Consider the following 16,108-nt stretch of genomic DNA (forward strand, 5'->3'; position numbering starts at 1 on the left):
ATGATGAGCCTGCGATCCAAATTAGGTGCAAAAAGCCTAAACCGACAACATGTGAACGACAACTACTGTTTTTCAAATATACACTAAGGCAAACACTAAGTTTCTTTCCAGCATTTGAAGCCACACGGGCTTTAATAATAAGATTTTCTCTTTGGAGGGGAAAAAATGAAAAGGATTAAAAAGTTAGTTTGTTTGGCGTTATCAACAGTTATGGTTATGTCGGTTTTGGCTGGATGTGGTAAAGCAGGAACATCATCAGGAACCTCATCAGCATCGACAGCGAAATCAAGCAAGCAAGCGATTGCCCTTGTTTGTTCAGCAGCGGGAGCCAATGATAACGGCTACAACGAGTCTGCAATCAATGGCCTTAAGAAAGTTAAGGAAGAAATGGGCATCAACTACAAGGTTGTAGAATCAACTGATATTCCCGGCAGCCTTGAGACGCTCGCAAAAGCGGGTTATAAGCTAATTTTCAGCCTTGAGTACAATTTCGATGCGCTGATTAAAGGCGTGGGCGGCAAAAAGCCGATCGCTGAACAGTATCCTGACACAACCTTTGTCGTTTTCAACGACAACCCGAACGTTGATTCGTCCGGCAATGTGCTTCACAAAAATGTTATCTCTGTAATGTTTAACGTTAACGAGTCATCATTCCTTGCCGGTGCGCTCAGCGTACTTGTAAATGAAAACGCTGACAAACTTTTCAGCTCCTCAGACTATTCATTCACGAAAGGTGATGCCGGCAATAAACTCGGCTTTATCGGCGGCTCAAAATCAAACGGTATAACAGTATTCGGCTATGGATTTGCATCAGGCGTAAACTATGAAGCACAGAAGCTTGGCAAGAAATACACTATCTACACCAACTATGACGCTGGTTTCACCGATTCAGCAGCCGGCTCAACATTGGCTAACACCTTCTTCTCCAACGGCGCAAACATAATCTATGGTTGTGCGGGTTCAGTCTGCGATGGTATTGACTCAAAGGCAAAAGAAGTTAAGAAACTTTCTATCGAGGTTGACGCGAACAAGGATTCGAACCAGCCAGGCTATATTCTTACCAGTGTTATTAAGAACACTGAAGTACCAGTTGTCGAAATCTCCAAGTATTATAACGAAGGCAAGCTTTCAGAAGAAGGCGGAAAAGTTCTGACTTATGACCTCGGAAGCGGCGCTACTGGCATTACCGACCTGAGCACAATTGCTTCAAAGGTTACCGACAAAGAGACATGGAATAAAATCCTTGACGAGCTTAATGATGTTAAAGCGAAGATTAGCTCTGGTGAAATTAAGGTTGTCAATGCACAAGCAGGCGAAAAATTTGACAAGAGCTCGCTTAAAAATGTTGTAATGCCTAACGAATAATATCTGTCTATTAAGGCGGCAGCCGTATCGTATTGAGGGGAATATTATGAACATAATCGAAACAGTCAATTTGACAAAGAATTACGGCAGATGTTTGGCGAATGACAATATCAACATTAAGATTAAGCAGGGCTTAATCACGGCTATTGTCGGAGAAAATGGGGCAGGCAAAAGCACGCTCATGAACATGTTCTATGGCCTTGAGCAACCGACAAGCGGGGAAATCTATATAAAAGGGAAAAAGGTTCATTTTTCTTCACCTCTTGATGCGATAAACTGTGGATTGGGTATGGTGCACCAGCATTTTAAGCTGGTGCCCAGCCTCACAGTTTTTGAGAACATCATGCTTGGAATAGAAGAAAATAAAAAACTTAAGCTCGGTAAGTTAAGTTTAAAAACCCCTATCATAAATGCGAAAGAGGAGAAGCGCAAGGTTCAGGAGTTAATTGACCATTACAAGTTTGCGCTTTCCCCAGATGATGTTGTAGCAAAGATTTCAATCGGTGCAAAGCAGAGGGTTGAAATCCTCAAAATGCTGTACCGGAATGTCAATATCTTAATTTTTGATGAACCTACTGCTGTTTTAACACCTCAGGAAGTAGAACAGTTCCTTGAAAGTTTGAGGAAACTGAAAAGCCAAGGCAAAACCGTAATACTAATAACGCATAAGTTACAGGAAGTCATGGATGTCAGCGATGAAGTTATCGTTATAAAGCGCGGCAAGGTAATCGGTGAAATGCCTACATCGGAAACGAATCCAGAACAGCTTGCTGACATGATGGTTGGACGAAAGGTCCTTTTGAGGGTAAATAAAAAGTATAACGATGTCAGTAAGAATAAAGTAGCTTATAGGGTAGAGCATCTGTCCGCTGAAAATTCTTCAGGCGATAAGGTACTCGATGATATAAACTTTGAAATCCGTGAAGGCGAAGTACTCGGGATTGCCGGGGTTGAGGGAAATGGCCAGAGTGAGCTTGTGAGTGTGCTGACGGGCCTTATGGAATGTACGGAAGGGTCGGTCAAACTCTATGATAAAGACGTCACTAACCTTTGGCCGAGGCAGCTGCGTGAGTCCGGTATAGCTATGATACCTGAAGACAGGTATGCTCAGGGGCTTTGCAGGCAAATGAGAATCTCTGAAAACCTCATAGCAGGCTATCATATGAGCCGGAAGTTCTGTCAAATGGGGATAATGAACAGCAAAGCTATCAGCCAAAACATGGACAGGCTAATTGAGAAGTACGACATAAGGGTTGGAGACAAGAACGGATATGTTTCAGAACTTTCCGGAGGAAATGCACAGAAGATTATCATAGCAAGAGAATTCGACTCTGACCCAAAGGTGCTTATTGCAAGCCAGCCGACCCGAGGCGTCGACGTAGGTTCAATTGAGTTTATACATAACAAAATTCTTGAACTCAGTATGGCGAACAAAGCGGTGCTTATTGTTTCAAGTGAGCTGAGCGAGGTAATGGGGCTCAGCGATAGGATTCTGGTTATGTATAAAGGCAGAATAATCGGAGAAGTACCGGGCAAAGGCGCAGATAGCCGTGAAATAGGTTTGTTGATGGCAGGCATAACCGCCTCAGCAAAATAATTCAAACAAGCAATCGAGGGTATATTATGGATAAGAGTAAACGGATTGCCATCGTAAAAAATGTTTTAAGTACAATAATTCCCATAATTGCCGCATTTATAGTCGGTGGAATAGTTATTGCTGCCATAGGTGAAGACCCGCTTACGACCTACGGTGTTATGATACAGCAATCCCTCTTCAGCTATGACGGAATACTGAAAACCCTGCATTTTGCTTCACCGCTTATACTTACGGCACTTGCAATTGCAGTCACATTTAAAGCAAATGTATACAATATGGCAGTCGAAGGTTCGGCTGTGCTTGGCGGCTTTTTTGCCGCAGTGGTCGGATTTTCAATTACCGGGCTGTCACCGGTCGCTCATATCACACTTTGCTTGGCAGTAGGTGTCGTGGCTGGTGTGGTTTTCACAATTATTCCTGCGCTGCTCAAGGCATATCTGAATGTTGATGAGATGGTTGTTACACTCATGCTCAACTATGCTTTGGTAATCGTGCTGCAGTACCTTGCAGAGGGCGTTTTCAAGGACCCAAGTTCAGGATATGTCTCGACTTATACAATTAATAACAGCGCGATGTTTCAAAAGCTTTTCGATTCCAACCTTACATCGTTCTTCTTCATAGCGATAGCAGTGTTTATAATAATGTACTTTGTCTTTAAGAAGTCTAAACTTGGATACGAAATAACGGCAATGGGATTTAATTCAGAATTTTCTGAAGCGGCCGGTATGAATGTACGCCAAAAAATCATAATCATTATGCTTATAAGTGGCGCGCTAAGCGGACTTGCCGGCGCAGGCTACATGATGAGTGAGAAATACAGGTACACACTCGACTTTTCAGGAAATCCGGGGCTCGGATGGACAGGCATGCTCATAGCGCTTGTCGGACGCAAGAATCCGATAGGCATACTTATCGCTGCCATATTCTTCGCTGCGCTTCAAACTGGAAGCGATTATGTAGATATGTTTACGAATGTACCAAAGAATATAGTTGGGGTCGTTCAAGGTATTATCATACTCTTTGTATCCTTCCAGTTAGTTGATATGAAGTTTCATATTACCGATAAAATCAAAGCTAAATTCCAAACGAAGAATAATGCCCTGCAGAGAAAGGCGGCGAAGTAAATGAATTTACTCGGAAGTATCCTGTATGACACAGTGTATTACAGCACGCCTATTGTGCTGTGCACACTCGGTGGATTGTTTTCATACAACGCCAATGTACTTAACATCGGCCTTGAAGGCATGATGCTGATGGGGGCTTTTTCAGGCGCGCTCTTTACTCTGATGACAGGAAGCATTGTTGCTGGTATGGCCATTGGCGTAGTTGCGACTTGTATTCTCGGGCTTATCTTTTCATACCTCAGCGTAAATTTGAAGAGTAACTTCATCATTACCGGTTTTGGCATCAACATCCTTGTGTCAGCCCTCAGCGCATTTGTGCTCCAATATATGCAGGAAGCAAACCTCAATCTCAGCGCAATAGTTGATGTCAATAGATTAAAAATAAACATACCCCTCATTAAAGATATACCAATAGTCAGCAATATACTAAGTGGGCACCCTGCACTTACATACATTGCAGTTCTGCTGGTAATTGCCGTATACGTTATACTCTATAAAACGAAGTTAGGGCTTTACATCAGGGTTGTAGGTGAAAATGAAGATTCGGCAAAGTCAGTAGGCATGAAAGTAGGTGCGATTAAGTATGCAGCAATTATAATCGGTGCTGTGCTGTGCGCCCTTGCCGGAGCGAATCTTTCGGTAGAGAGAATGGGGCTTTATACAAATAATATGACAGCGGGACGCGGATTTATTGCACTGGCTGCCTTCTATTGCGGTAAAGGAAAACCTGTCAAGTCAACACTTTTTGCTATGATTTTCGGATTGGCGCAGGCCCTTTCAACCAGTCTGAGTATTTATGCTGGTGGTATATCTGGGCTCTTAGACGCTGTCCCATATCTTACAATGGTTATTGTACTTGCAGTAGTTTCCGCAACTGAAATTAAACATAAAAAGACAAGGAGTTTTAACATTGGCTAAGACCGCATTAATTATTGTAGATATGGTTAGGGACTTTACGTCACCTGACGGAAAGGTCTTTTATCCTCAGAATCAGGCAATACTTCCAAATATCCAGAAGGTACTCGCCAAGTGCCGCGAATACGGTGCCCTCATAATCTTTATAAGAAACAGCTATAGGAAAGACAAGTATGATAAGAATTTGCAGACAATGCGTGTAAACTGTATTGAGGGTACAGGCGGCGACGAAATAGACCCGTCCCTTAAGGTTGACCCTGTTAAAGACTATGTGATAAAGAAGCGGCGTTACAGCAGTTTCTTTGGAACAGACCTTGACTTGGTCCTTCGTGAAAATGGTGTAAAGAATGTAATTGTTGTTGGCACAAAGACTAACTGTTGCATACGGGCAACGGTGACAGATGCGTATTATCTCAACTATGAAGTATATGTGGTGTCTGAATGTGTGGCAACAAATGATGAGACGGTAAATCGAGTACACCTTGAGGATATTAACAAGTACCTCGGACATGTAGTAACGATGGACGAGCTGTTTGAAAAGTTTGAAGGTGGAATTCTGTGATTAAAGATATAGATATTACCGCGTGCGGATATCCAAGCATGGATACGCTTATTGAATGTGAAAACGACATTGCGGTAGGCACAACATCAATCATAAAAGATTATACAGACGAGTGCTTTTTCGGAGGATGCAATGTAAATATTGCTGCATTCTGCGGGCGTATGGGACTTAGAAGCGCCGTTTTAATGAAAGTCGGCAAAAATTTTGAAAGCAGCGGCTTCAAGAAATTTTTGGAGAGCAATAATGTCGATGTGAGCGGTGTCAAGGTTATAGAGGAAGATTATACGTCATGCGCTTATCTTATCAGCAACCCCAACGGCGATCATGTTACCCTGTTCTACCCTGGGGCCATGGACTCAAAGTATCCGTATTCTATAGATGAAGATATTGTTAGACGCTCCAAGCTCGGAATAATCACTGTCGGAAATGCTGATTACAACAGGGACTTCATGAATAAGTGCATAAAAAATGACGTGCCGGTTTTGCTTAGTATGAAATGGGACACAAGCGCATTTCCAAAGGATTTTCTTAAAGAATTGATTCACCACTGCAAAATCATCATGATGAACGAGTTTGAGAAAAATAAGATAGAAACTACGTTTAATCTTGACGATATTACTGACTGCTTTAAATCACATGCCGCTGAAATACTTGTTGTTACAAAGGGGAGAAGGGGAAGCGATGTTTATGTAAAAGATGGCGAAAGCTTCAAAATGAAAACTATACCGATACAGGATGTCGGAAAACCGGTGGATACCGCAGGAGTAGGCGACGCTTATATAGCGGGATTTGTAAAAGCTTATATGGATGGCAAGGATGTCTGGACCTGCGGAAAGCTCGGGACAATAACGTCTTCATTTATTGTTGAAAAGAAGGGCTGCCTTACCAATATGAAGACTATGGATGAAGTCAAAGCACGCTATAAGGCTGTTTATAATGAAGAATACTAATTGCGACTGCACATTGCTGTTACAAATTTTATGAATAATGTTGCTACTGCAATTGAGGGAGAATAGTTATGAAAACATTGTACCTAAAAGCTGCACCAGGAGATATAGCTGATTATGTCATCTTTTCAGGTGACCCTGGCAGAGTAAAGAAAGTTTGCAGTCATCTTTCTAATGTGAAAAATATCGCATGTAACCGTGAATTTGAGACATATACCGGCAATTATAAAGGCATGCCCGTAACTGTAACCTCTACCGGCATCGGCGCCCCGTCTGCTGCAATCGCAATGGAGGAAATGTATGAATGTGGCATGAAAGTTGCCGTAAGGCTTGGAACAGTTATGGGACTCATTGATAATCTCGGCGGTTTTATCATTCCGCGGGCTGCTATTCGCCGTGAGTCCACAAGTTCTACATATGTGGAAAAAGGTTATCCTGCTGCTGCGGATATAGAGCTTGTATCATATATGAACGCTGCGGTAAAGAAACAAAACGGCGTATACACGAATGGTATCATATGCAGCATGGATGGCTATTACAGCGAGATGAAGAGTTCAAAGCTTTCCGAGCAGATGCAGAAAGATATAGACGGAACGATATCAGAACTTAAGAAATACAATGTTGTCGGCTTAGACATGGAGACAAGCCTTATACTCACACTCGGTTCTTTAATGAATATCAAGGCCTGCTCTGTAACAGTAACAACAATCCTCGAAGGGCGCAAAGGCATGCTCAAAGACGACGACCGTATTGCGGCGGAAGAAAAACTTATAACCGTTGTCATTGAAGGGCTGTATTCCTTCGCAAACGATAATAGATAAATCAGTTTATCTGAACCGAAAAACAGGCATAACGCTAACACTTTCGAAAGGACAAATCATAGCTTTCTAAAAAATCTAGATAAGAAAAGAGGATAGTATTGATGTCAAATGCTGTAATGTTCCAAGAAGGCAATAATCTAATTGGCATGGTGCACTTGCTGCCGCTTCCGGGGAGTGCCGGATTTGACGGCGACATGGAGAAAGTTTATAATCGTGCCCTTGAAGATGCGAAAACGCTCAAAGAAAACGGCATCAAAATGCTGATGGTAGAAAATTTCAGTGATGCCCCTTATGGAAAGACGTTGACCATTGAGCAGGCAACAGCGCTTGCGGCCGTTACGGCGGTTATCAAACACGAAACTAACTTGCCTGTCGGTATAGACGCTGCTTTCTGCGATTATAAGGCGGCACTTGCCGGGGCAAAAGCCGCAATGGCTGATTTTGTCCGACTTGCGGTCTTTGTCGATACTGTAGTATGCTTTGCAGGCATAATCGAACCCTGCTGCAGCTATGCGGTTCCTTACAGAAAAAGCATAGGTGCCGAGAATGTCAAGATTTTTGCTGATGTTCAGGTGAAGCATACACATATGCTTATCAAGGATGTCGATATTGTAGAGTCCGCACAGGTTGCACAGTCTTCAGGCGCGGATGCAATAATTGTTACCGGCCTTGCAACAGGCTCTGAAACTCCGATTGAGACAGTCAAGCGCGTTAAGGCCGCAGTAAAGTGCCCGGTAATCATAGGAAGTGGACTTAATGCACAAAATGCAAAGTCACAGCTTTCAATTGCTGACGCTGCCATAGTCGGTTCAAGTTTAAAGACCGACGGCAAAATTGACGGCGCGAAAGTGCGTGAACTTGTTGATAGCTTGAAATAAGGAATAATTGAAGATAAAAGGGGACTTTTAATTATGATGAGACCTATGAAACTCGCCGGTGATAAACTTGTTTTTGGCGAGGGTGCTCTTGATTATCTTGAGACCATGCAGGGCAAAAGAGCATTTATTGTTATGAACGGCGATTTCCTTAAGAAGAACGGAACACTCGACCTTATCACATCTAAGCTCGCAAAGGCTGGGATAGAAAGCACTTCATTTGATGGTGTTGAGCCTGAACCAAGCATTCAGAGTGTGCTTAAGGGTGCAGAACTTATGAATGAGTTTCAGCCCGACATTATTATTGGTGTCGGCGGCGGCTCAGCGATGGACGCCGCAAAGGCGATGTGGGTATTTTACGAACATCCGGAGCTGAAAACCCTTGAGGATATTACACCTCCGAACAAAATACCAAAGCTGAGAAACAAGGCTATTATGGTATCTATTCCGACAACAAGCGGAACCGCCAGTGAGGTCAGCCGGTCTATTGTAATAAGCGACAAGACGAGAAATATCAAACAAGGTATCGGCGATATGGAAATGATGCCTGACGTAGCTCTTCTTGAGCCAAAGCTTACTGCAACAATGCCGCCAAAACTTACAGCAGAGACGGGGTTTGATGCCCTCACACATGCACTTGAAGCCTATGTTTCAAGGCGTGCGAATGACCTCACTGATACTCTTTCTGAAAAAGCAGTTCTTGAAATATTGAAGTATCTGCCCCTTGCGTACGAACATGGGGATAACCTGCTCTACCGTGAGAAGATGCTCACTTATTCAATGGTAGCAGGACTTGCTTTTACAAACTGCTCATTGGGTATAGTACATAGCATAGCCCATTCATTTGGTGCAGTTTTCGGTGTAACGCATGGCCTGGCAAACGCCATTGTGCTTCCCTATATTGTGAAATTCAATTTTGATTGCGAAGCCGCAAAGGCAAAATATGATGTGATTGCAGAAAAATTAGGCGCAGAGAATCTTTATGATGCGATTTGCTCACTTCAAAAGCGGCTTAACATTCCGCCTCGTATGAAAGATGTAATCAACGATGACGAAAAGTTTGAAAAATATCTTGATCTTGTAAGTGAGAAGTCAATAGCAGACGGCTGCACTAAGACGTCACCGATTATTCCTGACCATCCGACCATGAAAGAACTTGTCAAGAAAGTTTACTACGGCGAATAAATAGTCCTGCTATCTTTTGAATAAGAGGTGTAAACGTGAAAACAAAACTTATAGGTTATTTTTCGATAGGTTACCCTGACGTTGAGAGAAGCATGGAGATTGCTGATTCATACGTCAAGAGCGGCATAGATATAATAGAAATCGGTTTTCCCTGCGATAACCCTTATTTAGATAATGAATATATCGGAAATACTCTGAAATGCGCTTATAACAACTTCAAAGACGCAGACGCAGTTTTCGACGCTGTTGACGAGCTTCTCAAAAGGCACGCCGATACTCCTGTAATACTGCTTATGTATGATCACATCATACGTGATTACGTGGGTGTCGACAAGTTTATTGAGCGTGCCAGCAAGAGCGGCATAAAAGATATCATTCTTGTAGGCAGCGAAGACGAATCCGTAAAGGATACCCTTATTTCGAATGGCTTCAATGTCTCATGCTATATCACTTATGGGCTTCCAGACAATGAAATTGAAAGCGCCCGCAATTCCAATGCTTTCATTTATCTTCAGGCAAAGCCCGACGGAAACGTCCGCCCCGGCTGTGAAACTCTTGCTCAATGCGTAAAGTATTTAAGAGACAAGGGAATAAAAAATCCGATATACGCCGGTGTAGGTATCAGCACACCTGATGATGTAAAAATGGTTGCAGAAGCGAAAGCGGAAGGCTGCTTTATCGGAAGTGCGCTATTAAAGAAAACCGGAGATATTAAACAGCTCGAGGAGTATGTCAAGAGCCTTAAAGACGCAAGGGATAGCGCAGAAATTTAAATGTTTTATGTAATTAAACATGAATCCCGGTACATGGTATAGATAGTTTCAAAAAATCCCCGCTGTTTCACGGACAGCGGGGATGCTTTTATGTTTAAATTAGTGTAATATTTGTTTGCATTTTAATATATAGAGCGATATTATCTTATGTTTCTCTGTGAGTCGCTATAAAACGGAGAGGGAAGTACTAAGTATTCGTGATAGTAGCGGGAAATGATTGCAGTTTTTTTGCAAGAAGGTAAAAGACTGATATCTAAAACCGAAGCTGAATATAGAAGAACTATTTTAAGCCCGCGCGTGCACAAAGAAAGCCCGTTTTTCAACGGGCTTTCTTTGTGTATGATGTATAAAGAAGGGGAGTATTAACAATTTTAAATGTGGTCGGATGGATAACAGATATTATTTCTTTTCCTTGTCAAGATAATTGAGCTTGTTCAGCCTTTTCGATTTCTTTTAGCAGAATGATATACATTGCGTGTGACCAAAGCAGAGGCGAAGCCGGCTTACCCCATAGCTTTACCCAGTGATCATAATAGTTTGGATCAAGCATATGTGAGCAATCTTGCTCAGGCAAATGTCCGTTTTTGTCAGCCGTACCTTCAACCCAATTCAAAATAGACTTTGCTTTTTCAATGTTTCCTGTTAACACATAGTACCATCCAAGGAAGCATGACAGCAGAATCCATTCTCCGCCGCCGTAATATGTATCTTTTTTGTACCGGTGTACGCCACCGCCGCACAAAAGCTCTTGTTCAATACTATGAACGGTATTCTTGTATATCTGGTCATTCAAGTCAACTACTTTAAATGGAACGCCCAGCCAGAGCAGGCTTGCGTCGACATCTTCAGAACCAACATATTTTACAAATTTGGAATTCTTAACGCAGTTGGTCAGTATGTACGAACGAATGCGGTTTTTCAATGTTCGTATTTCTCCACTGCTTATTAACTTTTCGATTGCATTTAAACCGCCGTAAAGGCAAGCGAGTGTAGATGTATGAATCTTATCACTGTTTTCTTCCCAAATATCAAAATTGGGATAATACCATAAATTATCAATATACTGAATGGTAAGATCAATACTTTTTCTGAACTTATTAAGCAGTTCAGTATTTCTGGTATATTCAATATGTTCTGCTAACGCCCAAAGCCAAGTTCCATATGCATCTAACTGAAAATTACCCCATTTTGAACCTTTTTCTTCTTTGCCGTCCAATGTGAATCTGGCATTGAAAACGCAGTTTTTATCGATTTTCTTTCCTTCATTCAGCGAATTCTTTAGATTTTCAATTTTAGGTTCACAAGTTGTAATTACCCGATCAACCCAGGAAAAGAATTTCTCAGCAGAATCATATTTACCAACCACATCCATTGAATTTGCAATAAAACTTCCATCTCTTATCCAGCAAAAATTATAAGTCCTGAAATTTGGACATGCAATAAATGAGCCGGAATCGGATTGGTTTTCTAAGATAACGTTAATGCTTTCGCTTAATAAATTCAAGTTGTTCACCTTCAAAAAGGATAATTTCTTATCCTAAGATTTAATTGCCTGCCCGCCTTATTAGGGCCAACTGTTTATTGTTTTATCGCGCCGTTTGTAATCCCGGCAGTAATCCATTTCTGACAAAAAACATAGACGATTAGAACAGGCAGCAATACCATTAGATAAGAAGCAAACGCGAGATTGTAATTAGTCGAGAACTGTCCCTGGAACACATATTGTGAAAGCTGCAGTGTTTGCTGTTCCGGTTTACTGAGCAAAACAAGCGGCATAAGAAAGTCGTTCCAGGTCCACATTACTGTTAAAATAACAACTGTGGCGTTTATTGGCCCCATTGTTGGGAAAATGACTTTAAAGAATAGCTGCCACGTATTTGCGCCGTCAATAGTTGCTGCTTCATCCAGTTCTTTTGGAATGCTTTTAATGTATCCCGTATACAGCAATGTGTTCATTGGCAGGCCGAAAACAATATACAAAAACGTAATGCCTAAGATGTTGTCAATATGAACAGCACTTGCTTCTTTTACAAGAGGGAGCATAATTACATTAAACGGTATAAACAGTGCGCTGATAAAGTAGTAGTATAAGAAATTAAAAAGGCGGCTCTTTTTTTGGTTTCTTCCTATTGCAAACCCAACCATTGAGTTTGTTATTATTGTAAGTATCAGAGCCAGTACAGTTATAAGGAAAGTATTTGCGAATTTTCTCGGATATTCTGTGATGTTCCAAGCGTCAACAAAATTCTGAAACTTAATCTTTTTTGGAAGAGCACAAACGTTGACCATGTCACTTGGATCTTTTAACGCAATGACAACCGTTAAATATAGCGGGAAGAAGATAAAAATAATCGCAATAACAATCAAAAATATAGTTATTGGCCATGAAACTTTTTCTTTCGCTTTTGTATTAATGAGGAGATATGAACTGTCGGTCATAATACTTTATCCTCCCTCTTTTGGAGTACAAAAAGCTGCAGGAATGACAAGACTGCGACTATGACAAACAGCAGCACTGCATCTGCAGATTGATAAGCAAACTGAGCGCCTTGGAAACCGCGCTTGTATATGAGAACTGAAATACTCGTTGTTGCGCTACCCGGGCCGCCGTTTGTCATTACCATTATCTGGTCAAAGACCATTAAAAAGCTTTTTATGCAAAGCACCATATTAATAGTGAAGAAAGGAGCAATAAGGGGGAATGTAATGCTTGAAAAACGTTTCCAGGAGGAAGCGCCGTCCAAATCGGCCGCTTCATACAAATCTTGATTGACCGTTTGCAGTCCTGATAAATAAATAAGGGTATTAAAGGCGAGGGACTGCCACACAGTAACGAACAATACCCCAATCCACGCATTGTCTGTTCCTAAAATATTGACGCTGAGAGCTGGAATGCCAAGTGATTTTCCTATTGGCGGAAGCAGGTTTGCAAAAATAAAATTGAAAATAAACCCGATGATTACATTACCCAGCATGTACGGAAGGAAGAATATGGCTTTCAATCCGTTTTTGAATTTTATATTTGCATTCAGGCATAGTGCGATGAGCAAACTTAAAACATTTACAAGAATTGTTGCGAGAGTGGCAAAAAAGAATGTGAAAAGATATGCGTTGCCTACATCGGAATCTTTGAAAATGTGAATATAATTGCTGAATCCGACAAATTTCCAACGCCCATAACCTTTCCAGTTAGTAAAGCTATAGAAGACGCCTTGTAAAAATGGGACTGTATGAAATGAAAAAAACAGAATAGCCATTGGGATTGTCATTATATAAAATGCGAGGTTTATATTTCGCCTTTTACTCATTTACGCTTCATCTCCATGATAGGTCTGCCGGAACAATCGGGTTGTTCCGGCAGTTATTTACTCACTCTTATTTCGCAGCGTCGTACTCTTTATCGCATTTGGCAAGGAAGTCATTTATATTTTTGGTCTCATCCATGCCAGCTTGAGCGTTTTTCGCAAAATTCTGGGTAATAGAGGCGAGGTCGAAACCAGAAGGATAGTAATGATCCGGGAAGTTTGCGACTTTTCCGTTAGCAATGTCTTCTTTGACACCTGCAACTGATTTATCGTTCTGTGTGACACCTTTTATTGCCGAAAATGCAAACTGATTGTCTATGTATTTCTGCGCAGTATCAGGTTCCATCATATATTCGAGGAATTTCTTAGCGGCATCAATATTGGATGCACTCTTTGATATTGCAAAAAGTACATCAACACCGGATGTTACATAGTTTTTCGAAGTATCGTTGGATGCAGGAAGTGCAAAAAGGTTAACATTAAAGTTTGGATTGGTTTTCTTGAACTCTGGGATTGTCCAGTTACCGTTAATCATCATAGCGGCCTTGCCCTCTGCAAAAAGCTTATTGCCGTCTGTGTATGTTGTACCTAACATATCTTTTTGGCCGTATTTCAATAACTCAAGATATTTTTGGGCAATTTCTTTATGAGTGGCAGCAAATGTGGTTTTTCCTTCAAGCCTTTCGGTCAGGAAGTTTTCAGGAGAAAGGTCAGGCGCCATGCTGTTCCACGGGCAAAGGCTGGTCCAAGCATCTTTGAAAGTAAACATGAATGGCTGAACTCCTTTGCTCTGAAGTGTTTTGCAGACAGATATCAGCTCATCCCATGTTTTAGGAACACTAATGTTGTATTTATTGAAGATGTCTTCATTATAAAGTATTCCCGATGCATTGGTCGCATATGGTACACCATACAGTGTTTCTTCCCTATTTTCCTGCACATCATAAACCATTTGCTTATAAGCATCCTGTATGTTTGCAGCAAAAGGTTCATTGCTCAAGTCTTCCAGAACGCCTGCGCTCTCAACTTCTGTGTAAGTTGCATCTCCGCCCATAGCGATAATGTCAGGAAGATCATTCTTTGTAAGGCGTGTTTTAAGAGCCGTACCGGCACTGGAACCAGGTGCTGTGATTGTGATTTTTACATTGGGATTGTTCTTCTCATATGTACTGACAAGGGTTTTCAGAATATCGAGGTTTTCGGCTTTTGTGGAAAAGAGTTCAAGTTTGACTGTGCCGCCGGAAGCGCCTGACGAATTTTCCTTGTTGCTAGCACTGTTGGAACATCCGGCAAAAGTTGAACCAATCAAAGCCAGGCTAAGCAATGCCGCCAGTGTGGTTTTAGTTTTTTTCATAGAAATCCTCCTAAATTATTATAAATAATATGTTAAACGTTTAACGTAAACGTTTACGTAAGTAAGAAAAAATAACTCTTATCTTAATTTTTTTACTGATTGCCTTTCCACAATTTCAAAAGGAATAATTTGGCTCTTAGGTTTAACGCCGGTTTCGATTTCATACAAAAGCATGTTAAAAGCAATTGTGCCCATTTCATATAATGGCTGCGCAATGGTTGTAAGCGGCGGAACAGTCATTTCTGATATTCTCGTGTTATCAAATCCAATGACTGAAAAATCATGAGGTACTGTCAGACCTTGCTTATATCCCACAGATAAGGTTGCAGCTGCAACGTCATCACAACATGCAACAACAGCAGTAAAATCAACGTTTCTGCTCAGAATTTCTTTAAAAGCACGGATTCCAGTTTCGAAGCTGAATGATGTGTAGGCTACCAATTCCTCTCTAAACGGGATGTGATTATCCTCAAGTGCTTGTTTGTAACCTTGAAGGCGGGGCATACCTGCGACAACATCAGATATTGGGCCAGATAAAAAAGCTATATTTCTATGTCCTTTTTTTATTAAATAGTTAGTAGCTTCATATTCAGCTTTATAGTCATCTACTTTAACATACGGAATGGTATAGTTATATGAAAGAGTTGAAACAAGAACGCTTGGTATATATGAATTTGCCATCAGTGAATCTATTTCTTCATTCGGAGGAAGGCTGCACCCAATTATTCCGTCAACCCTTTGTTCGCCAAGTACATTCATATACTCTTTAGTCCGGCTTCCGGAAGCGCCAACATGGCATACTAAAACGCTATATCCATTTTGCTGGGCAGCATCCCCAATTCCATTGAGAATAGTTATGTAATAGGTTGTTTCTACCTGCGGCAGCAAAACAGCGACTGTGTTAGATTTTTTCGTCTTTAAATTACGGGCTGCTGCATTGCGCCGGTAACCGTACTCGTCAATAACCTTTAATACTTTTTTCCGAGTTTCTTCAGAATATCCACCTAAATTATTAAGTACCCTTGATACAGTTGCTACTGATACATTTGCTATTTTAGCTATGTCTTTTAATGTCAAATCATTGTGCATAATTGATAAAATTCATCCTTTAGTAATCGTTTACGTTAATTATAGCAACCATTTTATATATTGTCAATAAAATATGATAAAAATTTTTATAAATTTTGTACCAGTATATTTTATAGGTAAAAGATATCTAAACGATATGCCAGATATTGATTAGGGATACGCATTTTAGCAAATATTCTTATGTCTCTTAAGCGGT

15 protein-coding genes are annotated in these 16,108 nt (G+C 41.1%); 10 read left to right on the forward strand and 5 right to left on the reverse strand.

Annotated features, from left to right (window positions below; genetic code table 11):
• Window positions 1-165 precede the first annotated feature (165 nt).
• The 10 genes from V6C21_RS00505 (at window position 166) to V6C21_RS00550 (ending at window position 10,164) form a co-directional block, all read left to right on the forward strand.
• Complete coding sequence (locus V6C21_RS00505) at window positions 166-1,365, forward strand: BMP family lipoprotein (RefSeq protein ID WP_479268056.1); 1,200 nt, start codon at window positions 166-168, stop codon at window positions 1,363-1,365.
• A 46-nt stretch (window positions 1,366-1,411) separates the two neighbouring features.
• Window positions 1,412-2,962: an ABC transporter ATP-binding protein gene (locus V6C21_RS00510; RefSeq protein WP_034839139.1), complete on the forward strand. Its 1,551-nt coding sequence runs from the start codon at window positions 1,412-1,414 to the stop codon at window positions 2,960-2,962.
• 26 nt (window positions 2,963-2,988) lie between these two features.
• On the forward strand, window positions 2,989-4,086 hold the full coding sequence (locus V6C21_RS00515; RefSeq protein WP_479268057.1) for an ABC transporter permease: 1,098 nt from the start codon (window positions 2,989-2,991) through the stop codon (window positions 4,084-4,086).
• Window positions 4,087-5,004 (forward strand): ABC transporter permease, encoded by a 918-nt coding sequence (locus tag V6C21_RS00520; RefSeq protein ID WP_479268058.1) that lies wholly within the window; start codon window positions 4,087-4,089, stop codon window positions 5,002-5,004.
• Window positions 4,997-5,563: a cysteine hydrolase family protein gene (locus V6C21_RS00525; RefSeq protein ID WP_084228703.1), complete on the forward strand. Its 567-nt coding sequence runs from the start codon at window positions 4,997-4,999 to the stop codon at window positions 5,561-5,563. The genes V6C21_RS00520 and V6C21_RS00525 overlap by 8 nt, the downstream gene beginning before the upstream one ends.
• Complete coding sequence (locus V6C21_RS00530) at window positions 5,560-6,513, forward strand: PfkB family carbohydrate kinase (protein WP_051492439.1); 954 nt, start codon at window positions 5,560-5,562, stop codon at window positions 6,511-6,513. The genes V6C21_RS00525 and V6C21_RS00530 overlap by 4 nt, the downstream gene beginning before the upstream one ends.
• Window positions 6,514-6,581: 68 nt before the next feature.
• Window positions 6,582-7,331 carry a nucleoside phosphorylase gene (locus tag V6C21_RS00535; RefSeq protein ID WP_479268059.1) on the forward strand — a complete coding sequence of 250 codons (750 nt, stop codon included), beginning with the start codon at window positions 6,582-6,584 and terminating at the stop codon, window positions 7,329-7,331.
• Between the two features lie 101 nt (window positions 7,332-7,432).
• Complete coding sequence (locus V6C21_RS00540; protein WP_045085379.1) at window positions 7,433-8,209, forward strand: BtpA family protein; 777 nt, start codon at window positions 7,433-7,435, stop codon at window positions 8,207-8,209.
• Between the two features lie 33 nt (window positions 8,210-8,242).
• Window positions 8,243-9,391 carry an iron-containing alcohol dehydrogenase gene (locus tag V6C21_RS00545; RefSeq protein WP_034839150.1) on the forward strand — a complete coding sequence of 383 codons (1,149 nt, stop codon included), beginning with the start codon at window positions 8,243-8,245 and terminating at the stop codon, window positions 9,389-9,391.
• Window positions 9,392-9,426: 35 nt separating this feature from the next.
• Complete coding sequence (locus V6C21_RS00550) at window positions 9,427-10,164, forward strand: tryptophan synthase subunit alpha (protein WP_479268060.1); 738 nt, start codon at window positions 9,427-9,429, stop codon at window positions 10,162-10,164.
• 415 nt (window positions 10,165-10,579) lie between these two features.
• On the opposite strand, the gene V6C21_RS00555 is transcribed toward V6C21_RS00550, so the two are convergent.
• The 5 genes from V6C21_RS00555 to V6C21_RS00575 all read right to left on the reverse strand — a co-directional run bounded on the left by V6C21_RS00555 (window position 10,580) and on the right by V6C21_RS00575 (window position 15,912).
• Window positions 10,580-11,668 carry a glycoside hydrolase family 15 protein gene (locus V6C21_RS00555; protein WP_479268061.1) on the reverse strand — a complete coding sequence of 363 codons (1,089 nt, stop codon included), beginning with the start codon at window positions 11,666-11,668 and terminating at the stop codon, window positions 10,580-10,582.
• Window positions 11,669-11,742: 74 nt separating this feature from the next.
• Window positions 11,743-12,603, reverse strand: a complete 861-nt coding sequence (locus V6C21_RS00560) for a carbohydrate ABC transporter permease (RefSeq protein ID WP_045085381.1) — start codon at window positions 12,601-12,603, stop codon at window positions 11,743-11,745.
• On the reverse strand, window positions 12,600-13,472 hold the full coding sequence (locus tag V6C21_RS00565) for a carbohydrate ABC transporter permease (protein ID WP_479268062.1): 873 nt from the start codon (window positions 13,470-13,472) through the stop codon (window positions 12,600-12,602). The genes V6C21_RS00560 and V6C21_RS00565 overlap by 4 nt, the downstream gene beginning before the upstream one ends.
• Before the next feature lie 67 nt (window positions 13,473-13,539).
• Window positions 13,540-14,823 (reverse strand): ABC transporter substrate-binding protein, encoded by a 1,284-nt coding sequence (locus tag V6C21_RS00570; protein ID WP_479268063.1) that lies wholly within the window; start codon window positions 14,821-14,823, stop codon window positions 13,540-13,542.
• 78 nt (window positions 14,824-14,901) lie between these two features.
• Window positions 14,902-15,912, reverse strand: a complete 1,011-nt coding sequence (locus V6C21_RS00575) for a LacI family DNA-binding transcriptional regulator (RefSeq protein WP_479268064.1) — start codon at window positions 15,910-15,912, stop codon at window positions 14,902-14,904.
• Between the last annotated feature and the right edge of the window lie 196 nt (window positions 15,913-16,108).

The sequence above is a fragment of the [Clostridium] cellulosi genome (assembly GCF_036762875.1).
Classification (GTDB): Bacteria; Bacillota; Clostridia; order Oscillospirales; family Ethanoligenentaceae; genus Ruminiclostridium_D; species Ruminiclostridium_D cellulosi.